Source organism: Parabacteroides johnsonii DSM 18315, assembly GCF_025151045.1.
In the GTDB taxonomy this organism is placed as follows: Bacteria; Bacteroidota; Bacteroidia; order Bacteroidales; family Tannerellaceae; genus Parabacteroides; species Parabacteroides johnsonii.
This window is the reverse complement of sequence record NZ_CP102285.1, coordinates 2,035,260-2,057,677: the sequence shown is the minus strand read 5'-3', so window position 1 is coordinate 2,057,677 and position 22,418 is coordinate 2,035,260. Positions and strand designations below refer to the sequence as shown.

Sequence of the window (22,418 nt, the reverse complement as noted above, 5' to 3'; positions counted from 1 at the left end):
TCTTTTTAATATATGCCCATAAAATATTGCAAGTCCAAAAATCATGAAACGTAAAGCTCTTTATTTGTATCTGTTATTATTTTCTTTATTATGCTGTTCCGTCACTACTACAGGACAGGAGAAAAAACAGGAACGGTTTACCCTGATGGGGTTAGGTGATTCCATTACGGAAGGAGCGGATTTCTTCACTTGCTATTTGTATCCGCTTTGGGAGAAATTGTTTACAGCCGGGTATCAGTTTGATTTTATCGGTCCTCGTGAGAGTAAATGCCGGATCGGGACGCTTAATCATTGTGGTTTCAGCGGTAAGAATGTGGAGTTTTTAGAATCGAAGATCGACAGTATCTACCGGCTTTATCCGTCAGATATCGTATTGCTCCATGCCGGTCATAACCATTTTGTGGAAGAGAAACCTGTTTCCGGAATGATTGCTTCCTATAAGTCTATTATCAACAAAATACGGGCGATCAATCCGAATGTTCGTATTTTAATCGCCCAGGTAATACCAAGCGGCAAATTACCTAAATATTCGTATATTCCGGAATTGAACGAGAAGATAGCGGAAATGGTTGCCGGATTAAACTCAGGACAAGTCTTTTTGGTCAATCAGGCTCAAGACTTTAACTGGCAAGACTATACGGTGCACGATAAAGTACATCCGAATAAGGCTGGTGCGGAGAAGATGGCGACTGTCTGGTTCGAGGCCTTGAAAAAAGTACTGGCTTCATCGGAAACAGTATTCTCTCCTGATATCGTCCGGTATAAGACATTGGAAAATGGGGATTCCTTGGCACTTCACATCTTCAAGCCTCGGAATATGCAGGCAGGGGAAAAAAGGCCGGTTATTGTATATTTCTTCGGAGGAGGTTGGAAGTTAGGTACCCCGCTTCAGTTTTATCGTGAATGTGCTTATTATGCTTCAAAAGGAATGGTTGCCGTATCGGTTGATTACCGGATAGAATATCTGCATCATTCTACTCCGTTCGATAGTTTTGAGGATGCCAAAGATGCGATATGCTGGTTGCGTAGCCATGCTTCGGACTATCAGCTTGATCCGGATAAGATTGCTGTAGCGGGTGGTTCTGCCGGAGGTCATTTGGCTGCCGCACTCGGAACGATCGGAAGTGATGAGGCTGTTAATTACAGGCCGAACCTTTCCGTGTTATATTATCCGGTTGTAGATATGGTTTCGAGAGGTTATGGTTTTCCGGAAATCAAAAGAGATTTCGAAAAAATTTCACCGATCCATCATGTATCGGAAGCAACTCCCTCCACTCTGATATTGCTCGGAACGAAAGATCCGATCGTATCGGTCGAAACGATCAGATCCTATCAGGATAAACTTTTGCAAAAAGGAGTGGATTGCGAACTCCATCTCTTTGAAGGAGCCGGGCATCCGATCTTTTTATATAGAAAGCCGCTGACGGAAGATTATTATAAGGTCCGGAAGTTAACGGATGATTTTTTGAAAAGAGAGGGATTCCTGTAGTATTTGTTGTTTTCTTAATTTGGATATTCATTTATTTGAGGTTCTTGTCTAATATTGATTATTTTACAATGTTATACATCCTTTATAAACAGTACTGAAATTCAGCTTTTGCTCTTAAAAAAGTAGTTTTTCGGTATGAGGTGCACAGTTTGTTGTGAAGACGACCGTCTTTGTTTCTACGACGATCGTCTTCATTTCGTATGAAGATGAACTTCGTTATGATGAAGACGGTCTTTATCATAACGAAGACGGTCGTAGTCACAATGAAGCTCGGAAATACGTTTTAGATATTCGGATCCGTCCCCTGATTTTTTTGCTATAAGCCATTCTCCAATAATTCAGGTTTCCTGGAATGTCGTTTTTTCTCTCTTTTCTTTGTCATAAAAACTGTATATATCCATTATCTTCCGACTCCGTATTTTCGATTGTCGGTAAAACAGGATTAACAGTGTAAAAATGTCAAACCAAAATGATCTGTATTTGGAAGCGAAATAGAAAAAGCTCCAAATTGAGGTTATTGTAAATTTCGGGATACGGTTAAATGATTATTCTATCTGCTCGTGAAGAAGGCGAATATGGATAATTAACAGTCCATATAGACTCTACCCATATTGCCTCTTGATTCGTTGATTTGCTATTTAAGCAGAATATTCTATATTTGTAACCAATTCTCAGACCATTGATTTCTAATTTAAAATTTAAACCATGAAGTATTTTGTTAATTTTTTCTCAATCATGTGCTTGTTTATGTGTCTGGCACAATCGGCAGGTGCACAAAAAGACCATTTTAAAGATTTACCGGACGAGTGTTCTCCCCAAAAAGTCGGGGCAATTTTAGGGCAGCGTTTCATTCCTTCCAAACATATGCTGCATGGAGGCAAATGGATTCATTATGCAGAGGTCTGTACCTGGTATGGAGCATTGAGATATGCTGAAGTGGTCGGGGATAAAAAGTTGATCAAGCAATTACAGGATCGATTCGATTTGCTTTTTACCACAGAGAAGTCATATCAACCGATTATGAACCATGTAGACCTGAATATGTTCGGATGTCTCCCATTGGAATTTTATAAGATAACAAAGGATAAAAAATATTTCGAACTCGGTATGCCGTATGCCGATACGCAATGGACATTACCTGAAGGAGCAACACCGGAAGAAAAAGTTTGGGCGGATAAAGGCTTGTCTTGGCAAACCCGTCTTTGGATCGATGATATGTTTATGATTACGATTGTACAGGCACAAGCCTATCATGCAACAGGAAAACGTGAGTATATTGATCGGGCGGCCAAAGAAATGGTTGTTTATCTGGATGAATTGCAGCGTCCTAACGGCCTGTTCTATCATGCCCCCGATGTCCCTTATTTCTGGGCCAGAGGAAATGGTTGGATGGCAGCTGGTATGGCGGAACTCCTATTGTCCACTCCGAAGGACAATCCCGATCGTACCCGTATTTTGGAAGGTTATCGTCTTATGATGAAGAGCTTGAAAGATTATCAGAGTGAAAGTGGCATGTGGAATCAGTTGGTGGATAAAGCCGATTGCTGGCCAGAAACATCCGGTTCCGCAATGTTCGCCTATGCAATGATAATGGGAGTGAAAAAAGGCTGGCTGGATGCTGCCGAGTATGGTCCGGCGGCACGGAAGGCTTGGATTGCTTTAGTCCCCTATATTAATAAAGAGGGAGATGTTGAAGAGGTTTGTGTTGGTACGAACAAGAAAAACGATCTTCAATATTATTATGATCGCCCCCGTATTACGGGAGATTATCATGGGCAGGCTCCGCTGTTGTGGTGTGCTTACGCATTGTTGTGCGAATAAACATATTTGCTATGGTTATTAAAAAGGGGCTGTGTCATAATTCCTGATTATGTGCAGCCTCTTTTTTGTGTCTATACAGCAATAAATTTGATTATGCCGTCATTTTTTTCAAACTTATCCTGGCATATCTCCAGTTTATGCATGTAACAAATAAAAATAACCATGAATTTTCCATAAGAAGACGCTTTTCTTCCCTTTTTGTCCACTTTTCTCATCATTGAACATAGTTTCTTTATATTGAAGGCTATGGCAAAGAAGGTAAAATCCATCACGCCCTTGTCTTTTCCCATATGCCTGAAACGGCGGTAAGCCATATTGGACTTCATCTGTCCGAAGACTGCCTCCGGTTCAATGCACCGCCTTCCCCTTTCCTTGATCCCTTCTTCTGAAGTCAATAATTCACAGGCCTTTCGTTTATAGGCATGACCCTGATCGTCCTTTGGTTGGCCTTGGCCTTGTAACAGAGGCAGCGCAAGGGACACCCCTTGCATCGTATGGCGCGATAACAGGCGCTCTGGGAGATATAACCGCCCTCCGTCCGGGTTTGTAGCGTACCGGTCCGGGACATGCGCTGCCCCATCGGGCATATGTAATAATCTCCTTCCTCATTATAATAGAGGCTGTCGGGATGAAAGGTGTCAGGTTTATAGCGGGGACGGTGTTCCAAATGGAAACGATTGTATTTGACGAACCCCTCAATGCCGGCTTCGTCCATGAAACGGTAGTTCTCTTCCGAGCCGTATCCGGAGTCGGCGACGACCCTTTTTGGGAAACGACCGTAACGGCCCGGGAAAGAGCCAAGGAATGGAAGGTCAGCGTGTCGGTCGGGTTCGGAAAGAGGGCGAAGTCTGTGATGAATTGGTTCTCGGAGGATATCTGCAAGTTGTAGCCGGGCTTGGTTTGTCCATTACACATGGCGTCTTCCTTCATGCGCATGAATGTGGCCGAGGGATCGGTCTTGGAGATGGAATTGCGGCCTTCCATCTGTTCCAGGCGGCTGTTATATTCCGCTAGCTTCTCGCCATGCCTCTCCAATTCTTTGAACATCTTGTTCTTTCCTCTTTGCGCAGCCTTCTCTTCCTTTGTCTTTGCCTCAGGTTCCGAACCGAGTGCCTCCTTGAATTCCTTGGAGATCTCGCACAATGTCTGGGGGGTAAGCTCCAAGGGGTCAACATCGGCCGCCTTGTCTTGTGCCATCTGCTCATTGATCTGCTGGAGTAACACACGGATTTTCTCCAACAGCTTCTCACAGTTCCTTTCCACGCTCTTGCGCCATACGAAGGTATACTTGTTCGCCTTGGATTCTATCTTCGTCCCGTCAAGGTACTCGACCTCAAGCGTGACAAAACCTTTCTCTACCAATATCAACACTAAGAGGGTGAATATATGTCCGATCTCATTCTTGACACGGTTGCGGAAACGATTGATGGTAGCGAAGTCAGGCTTCTGGTATCCCGACAGCCAGATATAATAGATGTCCCGGTATAGGAGTTTCTCTATTTTTCGGCATGAGTATACGTTATTCATGTAACTATAAAGGATTACCATGAGCATCATTTTGGGATGATAAGGGCTACGGCCACGCTCATGGTATAGTTTCTTGAAACCTGACAGGTCCAGGCTCTCGATAACCGACTTGAGGATACGTACAGGATCATCCTTAGGGATATCCCGGTCGATCCTCTGGGGAAAAAGTAGCGTTTGATCGGGATCATAACTTCTGAAGTGTAAATTTTCTGGCATCTTGCAAGCGTTTATATGTCACTAAATTACAAAAATATCAGAACTTGGGCAAGTTCTTGCAATAGAAAATCAAGTTATTTATCTTGATTTTCATATCTTATAAAAAGAATAAGACTGCTGTGTGAATACCGGTTTTTACAAAAGGAGCGCGCCCCAAATATGGGACACGCTCCTCGTCATAATTAAAGTTTCGGCTGTCATTATTATATTATTATTTATCCTTGTCAATCCCATATTACAAAAAAAGCCTGACACGATAAGTTGTCAAGCTACACATCCCGTATAATCAAGGCTTCTTTTGCTTGGTTACTCTCTACTTATAATATCTCTTAAAACGAGTGACTTTGCAAAGGAACAATTTTATTTTATACAAAACAATTTTTTTAGACTTTACTTTATATGTTGTCCAGCATAAAAAAAGAAAGGGGGAATTTTGACACATTTACATTTGCAGTATTAAATATCACAATAAAATATAAGTGTATATTTGAAAAGAAGAGTTGCAGTGAACTAACTTTGACACTAGTCTTAAATGACTATAGGCTGAATCAGACTGCAACTCTCTTAATAGGAGAACCTAGCCAGTTAGAATTGTAGGTTCACGACCTAATAAATGTATTAGCTGTTTCTCCTTCATGTTTAATACTGTAAAATACAAAATTATGAATTATTCTCATTTTGTAGGTCTTGATGTAGGAAAAAAAACTTTCGATGCATCATTAATGTCTGCGGCCGAAAAAGAGTTGTCTCACAAGTCTTTTGATAACACTCCAGAAGGGATCCAATCTTTATTGGATTGGATAGCAGGTTATCATCTCTCTTTATCCAAACTCTTGTTCTGTGCTGAAAACATGGGAAGCTATGTCACAGAGTTATCTGTTTCCAGTGTCTCCATGGGATTTTCCCTGGCTTTGGTTTGCCCGTTGACCATCAAGAAGTCCATGGGCCTACAACGAGGCAAAAATGACCGCATTGACGCCAAAAGGATAGCGAACTATGCGGTATTACATTATCGAAAACTAGAGTTATACAAATTACCTAACAAAGACTTGGTGAGACTGCGGGGATGGATTATTATACGTGACAATTTGGTCAAGCAAAAAGTATCAAGCATAAAGTTATTGGAAACATTCTCCCAGATGGCTAAGTTGGCTGATGTGACAGAATCCATTTCTTTTTTGGAAGAGCAGCTCAAGTCGATAAAAGAAAAGATCCTGGAAGTGGAAGAAGATATGGAGCAACTAATAGCCGCCAGTACATCGCTTTACACAAACTACTTGCTATTAAGAAGTATAAAAGGAATAGGAATTATCAATGCCATTGTATTACTGTGTGTTACTGACAATTTTCAAAGATTTGACACCCCGAGGAAATTTGCCTGCTATTGTGGGGTTGCCCCATTTGAACATACTTCAGGTATTTCCATACGGGGAAAAACGCAGACTTCTTCATTGGCTAACAAAGAAGTAAAAGTATACCTTACCCGAGCAGCTATTACTGCCATATCTTGGGATCCGCAGATGAAAGCATATTATAAAAGGAAAATAGCGGAGGGGAAACATAAAGCATCTGTAATCAATGCAGTAAGAGCCAAAATCATAGCAAGATCTTTTGCTGTGATACGAAGGCAGACTCCATTTGTAGCATTAGCCGTATAATAAAAAAGGTCCTTAACTTCGAAAACATCTTAGGTTTAGGAAGTAGCTATACACTTCTGAAGAGTTGTTATGTCTATATACGAACTTACCCAAGGATACGTTAATGTTCGTAAACTTGGGTAAGATTTGAGAGATATTGTTTGGAAAGGACTTAGAATTCACCCCCTCGTTCCACAAATGTGGAAAATATGGCCCACAGGTGTGGAAAGTACGTTTCACGCTTGTGGAAAGATTAAAAACTGCCTGCTGCAGGATTAGAACATGACTAAATTCAGATGAATATGGCTGTACAATATGATTTTTATAAGAACCCTTCTCCAAAGGATAGCAAGAAACGGGTGCGCTACCATGCGCGGGTGGTTCCTTATGGAACTGTCGACACGAATAAACTGACACAGCGGATACATAGTCGTTGTACGGTGACGCCGGCCGATGTGAAGGCTGTCCTTTCTTCGCTCAGTGATGTCGTCATCGAAGAGCTGAAAGATGGAAACCGTATTCATATCGAAGGGTTGGGGTATTTGCAAATCACGCTTGAATGTCCGCCGATACAATCTACGAAGGAAATAAGGGCGGAATCGATACGTTTCAAGTCGGTTGCTTTTCGGTCAGAAGCCGAGTTGAGGAAACGTCTTAGGATAGCACGCTTCGAACGGGCTCCGCGTAAGAACCATTCGAGCGGACTTGTGGCGGGCGAACGGCTCGATGCGCTTCTTGCTGGTTATTTTGCTACGCATGACCATATAACTCGTATTGGTTTTCAAACACTTTACGGTTTTATCCGTACCACGGCGAACCGCTGCCTCAAGGAGCTTCGAGAGACGGGTAAGATCGACTGTCTCGGTGCAGCACGAGCTTCGATTTATATAGTGGGGAAGAACCTTGAGGTGCATTCACCAGGCTCACAGGAAACAACTGGTTTATAGTTGTTTGAGAATATGTGAAGGTGAAAAATGATAATTTATCCGTTAAAATAAAGATGCTCAATCAGAATCTTGGTCCCGATGCCGATTAGGATCAATCCGCCGATCAGGTCCAGTTTGAGATCGATCTTGCGGCCGAAGTGGTTTCCGAAGTAAACTCCGAAAGCCGAAAGCAAGAAGGTGACGATCCCTATTGTCAGGGCTTCCAGCGCAATGGCCGATTCGATGCAGGCTAGCGATATGCCGACTGCCAGTGCATCGATACTTGTCGCAATGCCTAATCCGTACAGAGTCTTGTAGCACAGAGGATTCGTTCTGCAATCCTCCTCCTGCTCCTGGGTGCTTTCGTATATCATTTTGCCTCCGAGGTAAAGTAACAGAAGGAAAGCGATCCAGTGATCGAATGCCGTGATGTATTTCTTGAAGCTCATCCCCGCCAGGTAGCCCGCTATGGTCATCCCTGCTTGAAAAACCCCCATCACGCAGCCGATCTTCAGCATGTGGTGATGTCTGTAGTTTTGTATGAGAGCTCCGCCGGTGACAGAAACTGCGAGACTGTCCATTGACAATCCCACTGCCAGTAACACTATTTCTAAAAATGACATATTACACTAAAATGTTTCTTCCTTGATGATCTCCTCCAACGCTTTCCGTTTTTTGGGAGTCTGTTCGAAAAGGTCCGGACTTTCCGGATAACCTATCGTGAGTATAATCGCCGGTTCTATTGTTTCTGGTAAATTGAAATGCTTCCGGCATAGATCCGTGTCAAAGTTACAAACCCAGCAGCTGCCCAGACCTTGTTCAGCGGCTGCTAAGCTGATATGTTCCGTGGCGATTGCCACATCGATGTCCATATGATCTTTCTGATCCGAAGAACGTTTCCATGACTGGCTATGGTCGCCGCAGATAAGAATGTAGAGCGGTGCGGACCGGAACCATTCGCGTGCATAGCATTCCTGGATTTTTGTCCTTCCTGCTTCTTGTCGGATTATGATGAAATACCAAGGCTGGAAGTTGACTGCCGATGGGGCCATACGTCCGGCTTCCAGGATATATGCCAATTTCTCGTCTTCTACTGGGAAGGACGCGTACTTGCGTACCGAACAACGTTTCTGTGCCAGTTCCAACAGGTTCATAATTCCGTTTCGATTTTATATTTGTTCCGGTTAGGTGAATCTCTTGAAATCAGTTCTCCGATGAATCCCGCGAGGAACATCTGCGTTCCGAGGATCATGGCTGTTAGCGAAACATAGAAGTAAGGTGAGTTGGTGACCAGTGGTCGCAAATCTCCCGTACAGATGGAAATCAGTTTCGCGCTCAACACAATGACCAGTGCGATGAAACCGATGAAAAACATCACGCTTCCCCATAATCCGAAGAAATGCATCGGCTTCTTGCCGAATTTGGAGGTGAACCAGAGGGTGATCAGGTCCAGGTAACCGTTTACAAAGCGGTTCAGTCCGAACTTTGTCGTTCCGTACTTGCGTGCTTGGTGTTGCACCACCTTTTCGCCAATCTTGCTGAATCCTGCTATCTTGGCAAGATAGGGAATGTAGCGGTGCATATCGTTATAGATTTCTATGTTCTTGATTACGATGTTTTTGTAAGCCTTCAGCCCGCAGTTGAAGTCGTGCAGGTTCGTAATGCCGGAGAATTTGCGTGCTGTAGCGTTGAACAGCTTGGTCGGGATGGTTTTCGACAGCGGGTCGTAGCGCTTTTTCTTCCAACCGGACACGAGGTCATAACCGTCTTCGGTGATCATCCTGTACAGTTCGGGAATCTCGTCGGGGCTGTCCTGCAGGTCAGCGTCCATCGTGATGACCACATCTCCCTTTGCCCGTTGGAAACCACAGTTCAGACCGGGGGATTTGCCGTAATTACGACGGAACTTGACCGCGTGTACCACTTCCGGGTTCTTGCTTTTAAGGGCTTCGATCACTTCCCAGGAGTTGTCCGTGCTTCCGTCATTGATAAAAATTACTTCGTAACTGAAATTATGTTCTTTCATCACCCGCTCTATCCATGCAAACAATTCTGGAAGAGACTCGGCTTCATTGTACAGTGGTATAACTACTGATATGTCCATTATTTGTTTTTATTTTCTTCTTATTTTTCTTCGGGCACAGGGCTTGCTGTTCGACCTCGGCAAACCAGTGCTGCTACCGGTATGGATAATATGATTCCGTAAAATATATTATTGAAAATCTGTTGAATAGCCATGTGGATGGGAGTGAAGTTGGTCCGGCTGATGGTCTCGATCACTTCGCTGTTGAAGCCTGCGTTCTTCAGCGCTACTATAGCTTGTGTAATCGTATTGCTCAGGAAGTCGGGCGGAGCGATAAACTGAAAGAATATGAAATGCTCGATCGAGACGATCAAGGCAGCAAAGAAGTACAGCATGATTCCGAACCGCCATGCGTGGAAGAAACTGATGCTTCCTCCTATGTCCTGCCGGTAACGCTTGGTCAGGTAGTAGGCTATGAAAGGAACGGCAAGGCTTAGGCCTTCATAAATAAAGATGAGCGAGGGGATGGAATATCCGAAAATAAGGAACAGATATTTTATCACCCAATAGATGCCCATCGCCAGGCCATAAGACATCGCGCACTTCAACAGTAAACCTTTATTCTCTTCCATGATAATGCTGTTTTTTAATGTTCTCATCAGCAAAATTAATCCTTTTGTGAGAATATACAATGCTTAGAATTGACAATTGGCAACTGACAATTGACAATTAACGAACGATTAACAGATAATTAACAATTGAAAATAAAAAAGGACAATTGACAATCGCAATTAAATATTTTTCTTAATTGTCAATTGTCAATTGTCCATTTATTTTGAGCCTCTTGTCGGATTCGAACCAACGACCCCGAGATTACAAATCACGTGCTCTGGCCAACTGAGCTAAAGAGGCAGGTGGGTAAGCTTACTACATCGCGCCGCTACAACCAAGTACCCTTGCTGCGGTCAAGCCCTGGGGGATTCCGAGGGAGCATGCCGTGTAGGACTTACCCGGGTGCAAAAGTAGATATTATTTTTTACAATACAAGTGTTTTTTGCGGGGGCAGACCTTATTTGTTTGTAAGTGGTTGGAAACCTTTTGTTTTTAGGTGTGTTAAAAAATGTATGCAAAATATTTGAGCATGTAATTTGTTGGAAAGTTCTATTTGTCGTTTTGGTAGTGAAAACAGGACATTGATGTGAAATAGCTTTGTTAAAAAATATTACCCTTGCTACTAATTCTAAATACATGGGGTATAAATTCGATTTTGATGGGGTAGTAGTGACATTTTGTAAATAATCTTGTACCTTTGCAACCAAATTCAAAAATCAAAAACACTATTTACAATGGGTGGTTTTTTCGGAACTATTTCTAAGTCGGCCTGTTCAACTGATTTATTCTATGGCACCGACTATAATTCTCATTTGGGGACCCGGCGCGGCGGTATGGCTACATACGATAAGGAAGCTGGTTTTACCCGTTCGATTCACAATCTGGAAAGTTCTTATTTTCGTACAAAGTTCGAGCCTGCTCTCGACAAGTTTGTGGGAAATGCCGGAATCGGTATCATCAGCGATACGGATGCGCAGCCGATTGTCATCAACTCCCATCTCGGTAAGTTCGCCATCGTGACGGTTGCCAAGATAAATAACATCGAGGAATTGGAACAGGATTTGCTGAAAGCGAATATGCACTTCTCCGAACTGAGTTCGGGCAAGACGAACCAGACCGAACTGGTAGCGTTGCTGATTACGCAGGGAAAGAATTTTGTCGAAGGTATTGAAAATGTCTACGACCGGATCAAAGGTTCCTGTTCCATGCTGTTGCTGACGGAAGACGGTATCATCGTGGCCCGTGACAAGTGGGGACGTACACCTATTATTATAGGTAAAAAAGACGGAGCCTATGCCGCTACCAGCGAATCGAGCAGTTTGCCTAACTTGGATTATGAAATAGACCGATTTGTCGGGCCGGGCGAAATCCTTCGCTTGCGTGCCGACAGCATCGAGCAGATGCGCCAACCGAACGAACAGATGCAAGTCTGCTCTTTCCTTTGGGTGTATTACGGTTTCCCGGTTTCTTGTTACGAAGGCAGGAATGTCGAGGAGGTCCGTTTCCAAAGTGGCTACAAGATGGGGAAGAAGGACGAGAGTGAAGTGGATTGTGTTTGCGGTATCCCCGATTCGGGCGTAGGGATGGCTTTGGGGTATGCCGAAGGTAAAGGGGCTCCTTACCATCGGGCGATAGCCAAATACACACCGACCTGGCCGCGTAGTTTCACTCCGGCTAATCAAGAGTTGCGTTCGCTTGTCGCGAAAATGAAACTGATCCCTAACCGGGCTATGCTGGAGGGTAAGCGGATTCTGTTTTGTGATGACTCGATCGTACGCGGTACGCAGCTTCGCGACAATGTGAATATCCTGTATGATTACGGAGCAAAAGAGGTGCATATGCGTATTGCCTGCCCGCCTCTTATCTATGGCTGCCCGTTCCTCGGCTTTACTTCGTCGAAGAGTCCGCTCGAACTGATCACCCGCCGGATCATCAAGGAGCTGGAAGGAGACGAGAACAAGAACCTGGAAAAATATGCGACGACCGACTCGCCGGAATATCAAAAGATGGTGCAGATCATTGCCGAACGTTTCGGCCTGAGCTCGTTAAAGTTCAATACGCTGGAAACACTCATCGAGGCAATCGGCTTACCGAAATGTAAAGTTTGTACACATTGTTTCGACGGAAGCAGCTGTTTTTAAAGAGATATGATCGGATGGAATAAGGAAAATCATGTGCAGAAATGCGCATGATTTTTTTGTTGTTAGTGACACTTTGATTACTTTTATGGCTTGTAACATTAATGATAAGCTTATGACTGTAACAGATAGATTTTTGAAGTATGTGACGTTCGATACCGAGTCGAGTGAAACTACGGGTGTGACTCCCAGTACGCCGGGACAACGTGTGTTTGCCGAAGCATTGGTAAAAGAGTTGGAAGAGATAGGATTGGAAGATATCACTCTCGATGACAAGAGCTACCTGATGGCTACTTTGCCCGCCAATACGGCGAAGGAGGTTCCGACGATCGGATTTATCGCCCATTTGGATACCAGTCCTGATATGTCAGGCAAGGATGTCGAGCCGCGTATCGTGAATTATAAAGGGGGAGATATCGTGTTGTGCGCCGAAGAAAACGTGGTGCTTTCGCCGCTTATGTTTCCCGAACTGAACGATTATAAAGAGCAGGATATCATCGTGACCAACGGCAAGACTCTGTTAGGAGCGGATGATAAGGGAGGCGTGGCTGCTATCATCGCCTCCATGAAATACTTGAAGGATCATCCGGAAATCGAACACGGCAAGATCCGTATCGGGTTTACGCCCGATGAAGAGATCGGAGCCGGAGCCGACTATTTCGATGTCGAAAAGTTTGGTTGTGAATGGGCCTATACGATCGACGGCGGACAGATCGGCGAGCTGGAATACGAGAACTTCAATGCTGCCGGAGCCAAAGTTGTTTTCAAAGGGCTGAACGTACATCCGGGATATGCCAAGGATAAGATGCTGAACGCATCGTTGCTGGCGGTAGAGTTCGCCTCTTGGCTGCCTGTTGCACAGCGTCCCGAACATACGACCGGTTATGAAGGCTTTTTCCATCTGACCGGCATGGGCGGAACGGTTGAGGAGGCTTCCCTTTCTTATATCATACGTGACCATGTGCGCACCGCTTTCGAGCAAAAGAAAGAGTTGCTGCATGAGCTGGTGAAACGAATGAACGAGATGCATCCGGGCAGCACGACGCTTGAAATGCGCGACCAGTATTACAATATGCGTGAAGTGGTCGAACCGAAGAAGTTTATTGTGGATCTGGCGTTCGATGCAATGAAGGAAGCCGGTGTCAAGCCTCTTGTGAAACCGATCCGCGGAGGAACGGACGGTGCGCGTCTTTCTTTCATGGGGCTGCCTTGCCCGAATATCTTCGCAGGCGGGTTGAATTTCCACGGACGTTATGAATTTCTCCCGGTCAAGTCGCTTGAAAAGAGTATGGAGACGATCATTAAAATAGCAGAATTGTTAGTCAAAGGTAATTATACATCATAAATCACAAATCATAAATCATGAAAACAACTCCGTTTACCGACGTGCACATCGCACTCGGTGCCAAAATGCATGAATTTGCAGGTTTCAACATGCCGATCGAATACACCGGTATAATCGACGAACACATGACCGTTGTGAACGGTGTAGGTGTGTTCGATGTCTCCCACATGGGCGAGTTCTGGGTAAAAGGTCCGAACGCGCTGGCATTCATCCAGGGTATCACCTCGAACGATGCTTCCGTGTTGCCGATCGGCAAAGCTCAATATACTTGCTTCCCGAATGACAAGGGCGGCATTGTGGACGACCTGCTGGTCTATCATTATGAGCCGGAAAAATATCTTTTGGTTGTCAACGCGGGCAACATCGCCAAAGATTGGGACTGGTGTGTAAGCCATAATACGGTGGGGGCGGAACTGGAGAACTCTTCCGACCGTACCGCACAGTTGGCTATCCAGGGACCGAAAGCTGTTGAGGTTTTACAACGCCTGACGCCGGTCGACCTGTCTTCCATCCCTTACTATGCGTTTGTGACGGGCGAATTTGCAGGTTGCAAGAACGTCATCATTTCCAATACGGGATATACCGGAGCCGGTGGTTTCGAACTTTATTTCTACCTGGACGATGCCATGACGATCTGGAATGCCATCTTCGAAGCCGGCAAGCCTGAAGGGATCAAGCCGATCGGCTTGGGCGCACGCGACACGCTGCGCCTGGAAATGGGCTTCTGCCTGTACGGTAACGACCTCGACGATACGACATCGCCGATCGAAGCTGGCCTGGGTTGGATCACCAAGTTCGTCGAAGGCAAGAATTTCACCAATCGTGCCGAACTGGAACGCCAGAAGAAAGAAGGCGTTACCCGCAAGCTGTGTGCCTTCGAGCTGGTTGACAAAGGTATTCCTCGTCACGGCTATGAGATTGCCGATGCCGAAGACAATATCATTGGTGTGGTAACATCCGGAACCATGTCGCCAGTATTGAAGAAGGGTATCGGTATGGGATATGTGAAACCGGAATTCGCAAAAGCCGGGACGGAAATCTGTATCAAAGTCCGGGGGCGCAACTTGAAAGCCCAAGTCGTAAAAGCGCCGTTTCGCAAGTAAGGCGAGATAGATAGGAAAACCCATAGGGTTAGAGGGTGTAAAGCTATGCATTATGACCCGTAACCCTACGGGTTTTGTTGTGCTTTGGATTTTATTGTGATTATAGTGCGGGAAGTGGGAGATGTTTTGTAAGTTTGCATCCCGAATAAAAAACATGCTGTTTCTATGTTGAATTTTCTGAAAAACTGGACATTGCCTGTTGCGATGCTCGCCGGTGCATTAGGTTATTTTATCTTTGCCAACTTCGCTTTTCTGGAGCCGACAAAACCATTTATGAGTTCTTTTATCTCTTATCTGACTCCTGCCCTGATCTTTGCACAATTATTGCTGACTTTCTGCAAAGTGCAACCACACGAGTTGATGCCTTCTCCCTGGCATGGATGGTTGCTGTTGTTCCAGCTTGCTTCGGCTTCATTGGTAGCTGTGTTATTGATATTCGTGAAGATGGATGGTGCCTACAAGGAGGTTTTCGAGGGTGCGATGGTTTGCCTGATCTGCCCGACGGCTACGGCCGCGGCTGTTATCACCGGTAAGTTGGGAGGGAGTGCGTCCAGCCTGACGACTTATACATTGCTGTCGAACATTTTGGCGGCGGCAGTCGTCCCGTTGATGTTTCCGTTGGTAGAACCTCATGCTGATATAACTTTTATGGTTGCTTTCCTGAAGATATTGAGCAAAGTGTTCCCTTTGTTGTTATGTCCGTTTTTTCTGGCGATGTTATTCCGCTATTTCCTTCCGAAGCTGCATCATTACCTGTTGGGGTTCCGCGATCTTGCTTTCTATCTTTGGGGTGTTGCGCTTGCCATCGTGACGGCACAGACTGTGAAGTCTCTTGCCGAAAGCAATGCTCCGGTAGGAGTGGAGCTGTTGATAGCCTTGGCCGGATTAGTAACCTGCGCCATCCAGTTTTATTTGGGTAAACAGATCGGAACCCGTTATTCCGACCGTATCAGTGCTGGACAAGCCCTTGGACAGAAAAACACCGTACTTGCCATCTGGATGGCCTATACCTATCTGGCCCCGCTTTCTTCAGTTGGCCCCGGATCATACGTCCTGTGGCAAAACATTATCAATAGTTGGCAGTTGTGGAAAAAGAGAAAAAATGAGATGAAATATTAAATATAAGATGTTGATATTTAATGTTTTGTATTTATTTGGTGTAATTTCCTTTATTTTCCTTGTTTTCTTGTTTAGTCTAATAAATGCCTTTATTTTGTTACTATTTTGTTACCCGTATTCATTGGAGTAACAAAACAAATCGTTATATTTGTATCGGTAACAAAATAAGAACATAATTATGGCGAAGAAAAAACAAGAAGTTAAATTGAAAGAACCTGTAAGGATTAGATTCAAGCAGCTTGCCAATGGCAACCAGTCTATTTATTTGGACTACTATACAGGTGATGTTATTAGAAAAGAAAATTATGTTGGCGGTAAACGGCAATATGAATTTTTGAAGTTGTACCTTATACCCGAAAAAACGAGGGAGGATAAGGCGAAGAACGAAGCTACATTGGCTCTTGCAAAAGCGATTCAGAGTAAGAGGATAGTGGAGTTACAAAATGATGCACACGGCTTTCAGAACACCAACAAATCAAAAGCGAATGTGATTGATTATTTAATGGGTATAAGAAGCCAATCTAAAGAGCGTGGCAGTTTGAACTATGAAAAGACTGTCGGTAATACTATCCGTGAGCTAAAGTTGTTCAGAGGGGATTATATCGCTTTTCGTGATATAGATAAGGATTTCTTAAATAGCTTTGTAGATTTCTTGAAGCAAGCGAAGAAAGCAAGCAAGTTTGGCTTGTTAAAAACTGGGGGAGTGTTAAGCAATAATTCAGTTATAGCCTATTATGGAGTGTTGCGTACTGCTATAAACAGAGCTTATAAAGAGGGAATTATTACGGTGAATCCTACAAAAGAGTTTGATTTTGCCAGTAAGGTAAAAGCGGAAGTCAGCCGCAGGGAGTATTTGACAATAGACGAGTTGAAATTACTTATTGGTACAGAGTGCAAGTATGAGATAATGAAACAAGCCTTTCTTTTCAGTTGTTTGTGTGGACTGCGTGTTAGCGATATAAGAAAATTGAAGTGGAACGATTTGCAGAAAAGCGGTGAGAGAATAAGAATTGAAATCAAGATGCAGAAAACCAAAGAGCCGCTTTATCTGCCTATATCCGATGAAGCGTTAAAGTGGCTGCCGCAACAAAATGAAGCAAAAGGCGATGATTTGATTTTTCCTTTGACGCATGAGGGGACTATAAATAAAATACTTCAAAAATGGGCGAAAGATGCAGGGGTTATTAAGCATATCTCGTTTCATGTTGCCCGCCATACCCATGCTACTATGATGCTTACATTGGGGGCTGATTTGTATACGGTTAGCAAACTGTTAGGGCATAAAAATATTGCCACAACCCAAATTTATGCGAAGATTGTTGATAAGAAAAAAGAAGAAGCTGTAAGTTTGATACCGAATTTGACGGACTGATTAAAAAAGAAAGTACGGGAACTGCGACATAACCGTACTTTCTTTCTTTTTTTGCCTTTGTTTAGTCGGAAAAATATATCTTTGTTTCTACTAACTGAAACATAGAATATTATGATAGAAGAAGAACTGAAAATAAAATTCGACCATATACAAGGTATATTTAACCGCTGTATCAATCATGCCAGCCAAGTTTTAACAGACAGCATTGCCGCTAAATCTGTATATCTTAATGAAGAACAGGCTGATAAACTGGAACGGCAAGAATATATTCGTACTGTTGATGAGTTGGTTCAACTATATATTCGCTATTCTGTATTGAATGATATTCAAAGTTTTTATTCAGTATCTGATTTCTTTTGGGAAAGTGGTTTTTATGAATCTTTGAAATCTGATGAGAAAAGAAAATACATGTCGTTTAATCCTCTTTCATTTGATTATTCCCGGTATGAACAAGATAATACGGTTTATGATGAAGAACTGCCTTATTTCTCCGTAATAGTCAAAGTTGTTGTGTTAGAAAGATATTCGGCATACTTGCGAAAAAAGAAAGAAAATAAGGTGCAAGCGGAAATGCAACCACAACAGGGACGGGAAGAACCGCAACCAATTCAAGATAAATACCAAGAGCCTAAAATTATACCCCATATTGCTAAAACTGAAAATCCTTTTAAGTCTGTTTTAAACGATAGGCAAATAGAGTTATTGGTAGAGTGTATCAATGAAGTAGAGATTTTCAATGTCCCTATGACCTTTGAAGATTTGAAAGCGATACTTGCCTGTAAGCCTAAAGTTATATTTAGGTCTAATAACAACAGGCTGGTAGCTTTTCTTTTTTCGGAGTTAAGCAATCATGGTTTGATAACACCTAACTGGCAATCGGTTATAGCAAAGAGTAAGTTGTTTGTTACGAAGAATATAAAGAAAGATAAATATCTGAATCAAGGTGATTTAGCCACAGCCGCCAATTATGTAAAAGGGCTGGAATATGAAAAAGATTATGCAATCATCAGCAACTATATCAAACAACTGAAAAAACTTTAAGAATAGGTTAAGACCTCAAACATAGCTTAATCCGCTATCAAGCTATTCCTCAATACTTTTGCCCCCGTAATCGATTACAAGAAACCGGAGGGCATACACTCCATATTGTCTAATGCAAATACTTTTGTTATATGGAAACAAGTATTGAGAAGCGAGTTGCAGAACTCGAAAATTTAGTGTTCCTTTCAAAGAACGTGCTTAGCTTCGATGAAGCGAGCAAGTTCTTGAACCTTTCTAAAAGTTACCTGTACAAGCTGACTTCGGGTAACTTGATACCCCATTACAAGCCGCAGGGCAAAATGCTTTATTTTGAGAAAGCGGAGTTGGAAGCATGGTTGCGTCAGAACCCGGTCAAGACGCAGGCGCAGATAGAGCAGGAAGCGCAGAAGTATATCCTTAACCGTCCTCTAAAGAAATAACGGCTATGGAAAATAGAAAAGCGACAGAAGCCGGGCAGGACATCACCATGCAGAAAGAGGATTTCGCAGCCCTTTGGAAAACCATTCATCTAAAGGTGACGGACACTTACGAGGTGCCGCCCGAAATACTTTGGGTGAACGGCTCTACCATTGGCACGCTGGGTAATTTCAGCGCATCCACGGGTAAAGCCAAGAGCAAAAAGACATTCAACATTTCCGCTATCGTTGCGGCAGCGTTGAAGAATGACGAGGTACTGAAGTATTCGGCATACCTGCCACCGAACAAACGGAAAATCCTTTATGTCGATACCGAGCAGAGCAAATACCATTGCTACAAGGTCATGGAGCGTATTTTGCGGCTTGCCGGACTACCTACCGACAAGGACAGGGACGATTTTATTTTCATCGTGCTAAGGGAGCAGACACCCGACAAACGGAAACAGATTATCGGCTATATGCTTGAAAATATGCCCGATGTGGGGTTGCTCATCATTGACGGAATCCGTGACTTGATGTATGACATCAACAGCCCCAGCGAATCAACCGACCTAATCAACCTCTTGATGCGCTGGTCAAGCGGATATAACCTGCATATCCATACTGTTCTACATTTAAACAAGGGGGATGACAATACAAGGGGACATATCGGTACGGAACTGAACAACAAGGCTGAAACCGTCCTGCAAATTACCAAAAGCACGCAGGACGGCAACATAAGTGAGGTAAAGGCGATGCACATACGTGACCGGGAGTTTGACCCGTTCGCATTCCGTATCAACGACAGCGCATTGCCGGAAGCTGTGGACGGTTATGTATTCAAGCAGCCCAGCCAAGACAGGGGCTTTCCACTGGCAGAACTGACGGAGCAACAACACAGGACAGCTTTGGAAAACGGTTTTGGCAAACAGGTTATATATGGTTACGAGAATGTCCTAAAGACCTTGAAACAGGGTTATGCGAGTATCGGCTATAAGCGTGGACGCAATATCCATGTGGAACTTAACAAGTTCCTTGTGAACAAGCGCATGATTGTGAAAGAGGGCAAGGGCTACCGCTATAATCCCGATTTCCATTATTAAAAGTCAGTTTGGTTTAGTCCGGGTGTATATATAAGAGGAACGGACTTACTATTTCCCTGTATCGGAACAAGCAGGTTTAGTATGGTACGGGTATATATATAACGGACTAAACAGGACTGGCGCACTTTTCAACTATTTTTTAATCCCAAAAAAAGAAAATGTTATGAACATCGAAGATGTGAAACAAATACCCATCGCAGACTATCTGCACAGTTTAGGCTACTCTCCTGTCAAGCAGCAGGGCAACGGCTTATGGTACAAATCACCGTTAAGGGAGGAACACGAACCGTCTTTCAAGGTGAACACTGACCGCAACCTTTGGTATGACTTTGGCGCAGGCAAGGGCGGCAACATTATCGCATTGGCAAAGGAACTCTATTACTCTGACAGCCTGCCATACCTTTTAAACCGGATAGCGGAACAGACACCGCACGTCCGCCCGGTCAGTTTTTCTTTTCCCCAGCGTAGGACAGAACCGAGTTTCCAACATTTGGAAGTCCGTGACTTGACCCATCCGGCATTGCTCCGTTACTTGCAGGGACGGGGTATCAATGTCGAACTGGCAAAAAGAGAATGTAAGGAACTCCATTTTACCAATAACGGCAGACCGTTCTTTGCTATCGGTTTCCCGAACATGGCAGGAGGTTACGAGGTTCGCAATTCCTTTTTCAAAGGCTGCATCGCCCCGAAAGACATCACCCATATACGGCAGCAGGGAGAGCCGAGAGAGAAATGTTTGGTATTCGAGGGTTTTATGGACTATCTTTCTTTCCTCACGCTCCGGGTGAAGAACTGCCCGACCATGCCCGACCTTGACAGGCAGGATTATGTCATACTCAACTCTACTGTCAATGTGCCGAAAGCTATTGACGTGCTGTATCCGTATGAACGCATCCACTGTATGCTTGACAATGACGAGACGGGGTATAAGGCAACACAGGCTATTACGTTGGAATATACCTATCGTGTGCGTGACTTCTCGGACAATTACAGGGGGTATTCGGACTTGAACGATTACCTGTGCGGCAGGAAGCAGGAACAGAAGAACAGCACCAGCCAAGCGCAGGAGATAAAGCAGGAAACCGGACAACGTGCCGCCCCAAGACAGAAAAGGGGCAGGGGCATTTAGTCCGGCAGGATTACCAACGGCAGGCGGTTTAATTTGGAGAGCAAGGTTATGTTTCGGTAAACCGAAACTACCTTGCTTTGCTTGACAGCAAAGAAAATTTCTCCCGTTGGTCGCAATTTTTAAGATACCATTTAAATGTAAAAACCTATGACGAATATAAAGGATAAGCCGGGGGGACGTCCGGCAAAGAAACGGATAGAGAAGCAGCAACGGGTAGTCAGCACGAAGCTGACCGAGTTGCAGTATTACGCCATCAGGAAGCGAGCCGGGGAAGCCGGGTTGCGTGTCAGTGAGTATGTAAGGCAGGCGGTTGTTTCGGCAGAGGTCATACCCCGGCTGAACAGGCAGGATGCGGACACCATCCGTAAGTTGGCAGGGGAAGCCAACAACATCAACCAACTGGCGCATCGGGCGAATGCCGGAGGTTTCGCACTGGTGGCGGTGGAACTGGTGAAACTCAAAAACAGGATTGTCGAAATTATAAACCAGTTGTCGGATGATTGGAAAAATAAAAAAGGGAAGCGGGTTTAAGGGCTGCGTAAACTATGTGTTAGGCAAGGAACAGGCAGCTTTGCTCCATGCGGACGGGGTACTGACAGAAAGCCGGGGAGATATAATCCGCAGCTTCTGTATGCAGACCGGGATGAATCCCGACTTAAAAAAGCCAGTCGGACATATTGCGCTAAGCTATTCGGTAGTGGATGCACCCAAATTGACAGACGAGAAGATGATACAGCTTGCGCAGGAATATATGCGTGAAATGAAAATCACCGATACGCAGTACATCATCGTGCGCCATCAAGACCGGGAACACCCACATGTGCATATCGTATTCAACCGTATTGACAACAACGGCAAGACCATTTCGGACAGGAACGATATGTACCGTAACGAGCAGGTATGCAAGAAGCTGAAAGCCAAGCACGGGCTTTATTTTGCTGGTGGAAAAGAACAGGTGAAGCAGCACCGCTTGAAAGAGCCGGACAAATCGAAATACGAGATTTACAACGCTGTAAAGAATGAAATCGGGAAGTCCAAGAACTGGCAGCAGTTACAGCAGCGGTTAGCGGAAAAGGGTATTACTATCCAATTCAAGTACAAGGGGCAAACGGGTGAGATACAAGGCATCTCCTTTTCCAAAGGTGAATACACGTTCAAGGGTTCGGAGATAGACCGCAGTTTCAGTTTCTCCAAACTGGATAAATGTTTTGGGGATGTAGGGCAAACGACAGTCGGAAGCAATAAGCAGACGGTTACCGCACCGGTTCAGAAATTAGTATCAGCACCCGACAAAACGGATAATTCTTTTATTGCAGGTTTAGGCGGTCTGTTCTCCGGTTTGTCAGCCCCGGCTGATGAAATGCCCGATGATTCCTTTTTGAGAAAGAAGAAGAAAAAGAAAAAACAACTTAAACTGTAAAT

At 44.2% G+C, this 22,418-nt stretch carries 19 protein-coding genes, 1 tRNA gene and 1 pseudogene; 15 read left to right on the top strand and 6 right to left on the bottom strand.

Going from position 1 to position 22,418, the window contains the following annotated elements:
* Positions 1-43 precede the first annotated feature (43 nt).
* Both NQ564_RS08420 and NQ564_RS08415 read left to right on the top strand, forming a co-directional pair.
* The gene (locus NQ564_RS08420) at positions 44-1,489 is read left to right on the top strand and encodes an alpha/beta hydrolase fold domain-containing protein (protein ID WP_008150097.1); all 1,446 of its coding nucleotides are present in this window, start codon (positions 44-46) and stop codon (positions 1,487-1,489) included.
* A gap of 705 nt (positions 1,490-2,194) precedes the next feature.
* A complete protein-coding gene (locus NQ564_RS08415) occupies positions 2,195-3,310 on the top strand; it encodes a glycoside hydrolase family 88/105 protein (RefSeq protein WP_008150092.1) in 1,116 nt (371 codons plus the stop codon).
* Positions 3,311-3,401: 91 nt separating this feature from the next.
* Here the strand turns inward: NQ564_RS08415 and NQ564_RS08410 are convergent.
* Positions 3,402-5,053, bottom strand: a pseudogene (locus NQ564_RS08410) (IS1182 family transposase).
* A 662-nt stretch (positions 5,054-5,715) separates the two neighbouring features.
* Between NQ564_RS08410 and NQ564_RS08405 the strand changes: the two are divergent.
* Together NQ564_RS08405 and NQ564_RS08400 are read left to right on the top strand one after the other, a co-directional pair.
* Positions 5,716-6,711, top strand: a complete 996-nt coding sequence (locus NQ564_RS08405) for an IS110 family RNA-guided transposase (RefSeq protein WP_129650054.1) — start codon at positions 5,716-5,718, stop codon at positions 6,709-6,711.
* A 281-nt stretch (positions 6,712-6,992) separates the two neighbouring features.
* Positions 6,993-7,637: an HU family DNA-binding protein gene (locus NQ564_RS08400; protein WP_039848103.1), complete on the top strand. Its 645-nt coding sequence runs from the start codon at positions 6,993-6,995 to the stop codon at positions 7,635-7,637.
* 35 nt (positions 7,638-7,672) lie between these two features.
* Here the strand turns inward: NQ564_RS08400 and NQ564_RS08395 are convergent, their stop codons facing one another.
* The 5 genes from NQ564_RS08395 to NQ564_RS08375 form a co-directional block, all read right to left on the bottom strand.
* Positions 7,673-8,239 carry a manganese efflux pump MntP gene (locus tag NQ564_RS08395; protein WP_008147965.1) on the bottom strand — a complete coding sequence of 189 codons (567 nt, stop codon included), beginning with the start codon at positions 8,237-8,239 and terminating at the stop codon, positions 7,673-7,675.
* 6 nt (positions 8,240-8,245) lie between these two features.
* Positions 8,246-8,770, bottom strand: coding sequence for a nitroreductase family protein (locus tag NQ564_RS08390; RefSeq protein WP_008147963.1), 525 nt, complete (start codon positions 8,768-8,770; stop codon positions 8,246-8,248).
* Entirely contained in the window at positions 8,767-9,720 is a 954-nt protein-coding gene (locus tag NQ564_RS08385) for a glycosyltransferase family 2 protein (RefSeq protein ID WP_008147961.1), read from the bottom strand. Before NQ564_RS08385 ends, NQ564_RS08390 begins: the two co-directional genes overlap by 4 nt.
* A gap of 20 nt (positions 9,721-9,740) precedes the next feature.
* Positions 9,741-10,271 carry a DUF4199 domain-containing protein gene (locus tag NQ564_RS08380; RefSeq protein WP_008155589.1) on the bottom strand — a complete coding sequence of 177 codons (531 nt, stop codon included), beginning with the start codon at positions 10,269-10,271 and terminating at the stop codon, positions 9,741-9,743.
* A 206-nt stretch (positions 10,272-10,477) separates the two neighbouring features.
* A tRNA-Thr gene (locus NQ564_RS08375) sits at positions 10,478-10,551 on the bottom strand.
* A gap of 434 nt (positions 10,552-10,985) precedes the next feature.
* On the opposite strand from NQ564_RS08375, the gene NQ564_RS08370 reads away from it, so the two are divergent.
* The 11 genes from NQ564_RS08370 to NQ564_RS08320 all read left to right on the top strand — a co-directional run bounded on the left by NQ564_RS08370 (position 10,986) and on the right by NQ564_RS08320 (position 22,416).
* Positions 10,986-12,392 (top strand): amidophosphoribosyltransferase, encoded by a 1,407-nt coding sequence (locus NQ564_RS08370; RefSeq protein ID WP_008147957.1) that lies wholly within the window; start codon positions 10,986-10,988, stop codon positions 12,390-12,392.
* A gap of 112 nt (positions 12,393-12,504) precedes the next feature.
* Positions 12,505-13,734 carry a peptidase T gene (gene pepT, locus NQ564_RS08365; RefSeq protein WP_039848102.1) on the top strand — a complete coding sequence of 410 codons (1,230 nt, stop codon included), beginning with the start codon at positions 12,505-12,507 and terminating at the stop codon, positions 13,732-13,734.
* Between the two features lie 17 nt (positions 13,735-13,751).
* Positions 13,752-14,837, top strand: coding sequence for a glycine cleavage system aminomethyltransferase GcvT (gene gcvT / locus NQ564_RS08360; protein WP_008147953.1), 1,086 nt, complete (start codon positions 13,752-13,754; stop codon positions 14,835-14,837).
* A gap of 165 nt (positions 14,838-15,002) precedes the next feature.
* The gene (locus tag NQ564_RS08355) at positions 15,003-15,956 is read left to right on the top strand and encodes a transporter (protein WP_008147952.1); all 954 of its coding nucleotides are present in this window, start codon (positions 15,003-15,005) and stop codon (positions 15,954-15,956) included.
* A 178-nt stretch (positions 15,957-16,134) separates the two neighbouring features.
* Positions 16,135-17,328, top strand: coding sequence for a site-specific integrase (locus NQ564_RS08350; protein ID WP_129650019.1), 1,194 nt, complete (start codon positions 16,135-16,137; stop codon positions 17,326-17,328).
* Between the two features lie 111 nt (positions 17,329-17,439).
* Positions 17,440-18,369, top strand: a complete 930-nt coding sequence (locus tag NQ564_RS08345; RefSeq protein ID WP_008147948.1) for a hypothetical protein — start codon at positions 17,440-17,442, stop codon at positions 18,367-18,369.
* Between the two features lie 131 nt (positions 18,370-18,500).
* Complete coding sequence (locus tag NQ564_RS08340) at positions 18,501-18,788, top strand: helix-turn-helix domain-containing protein (RefSeq protein WP_005802192.1); 288 nt, start codon at positions 18,501-18,503, stop codon at positions 18,786-18,788.
* Positions 18,789-18,793: 5 nt separating this feature from the next.
* The gene (locus NQ564_RS08335) at positions 18,794-19,867 is read left to right on the top strand and encodes a P-loop NTPase family protein (protein ID WP_008147941.1); all 1,074 of its coding nucleotides are present in this window, start codon (positions 18,794-18,796) and stop codon (positions 19,865-19,867) included.
* Positions 19,868-20,030: 163 nt separating this feature from the next.
* Positions 20,031-20,996: a toprim domain-containing protein gene (locus NQ564_RS08330; RefSeq protein WP_008147938.1), complete on the top strand. Its 966-nt coding sequence runs from the start codon at positions 20,031-20,033 to the stop codon at positions 20,994-20,996.
* A gap of 147 nt (positions 20,997-21,143) precedes the next feature.
* Positions 21,144-21,527, top strand: a complete 384-nt coding sequence (locus NQ564_RS08325; protein ID WP_004310825.1) for a MobC family plasmid mobilization relaxosome protein — start codon at positions 21,144-21,146, stop codon at positions 21,525-21,527.
* Positions 21,493-22,416 carry a relaxase/mobilization nuclease domain-containing protein gene (locus tag NQ564_RS08320; protein WP_008147936.1) on the top strand — a complete coding sequence of 308 codons (924 nt, stop codon included), beginning with the start codon at positions 21,493-21,495 and terminating at the stop codon, positions 22,414-22,416. The genes NQ564_RS08325 and NQ564_RS08320 overlap by 35 nt, the downstream gene beginning before the upstream one ends.
* Positions 22,417-22,418 lie beyond the last annotated feature (2 nt).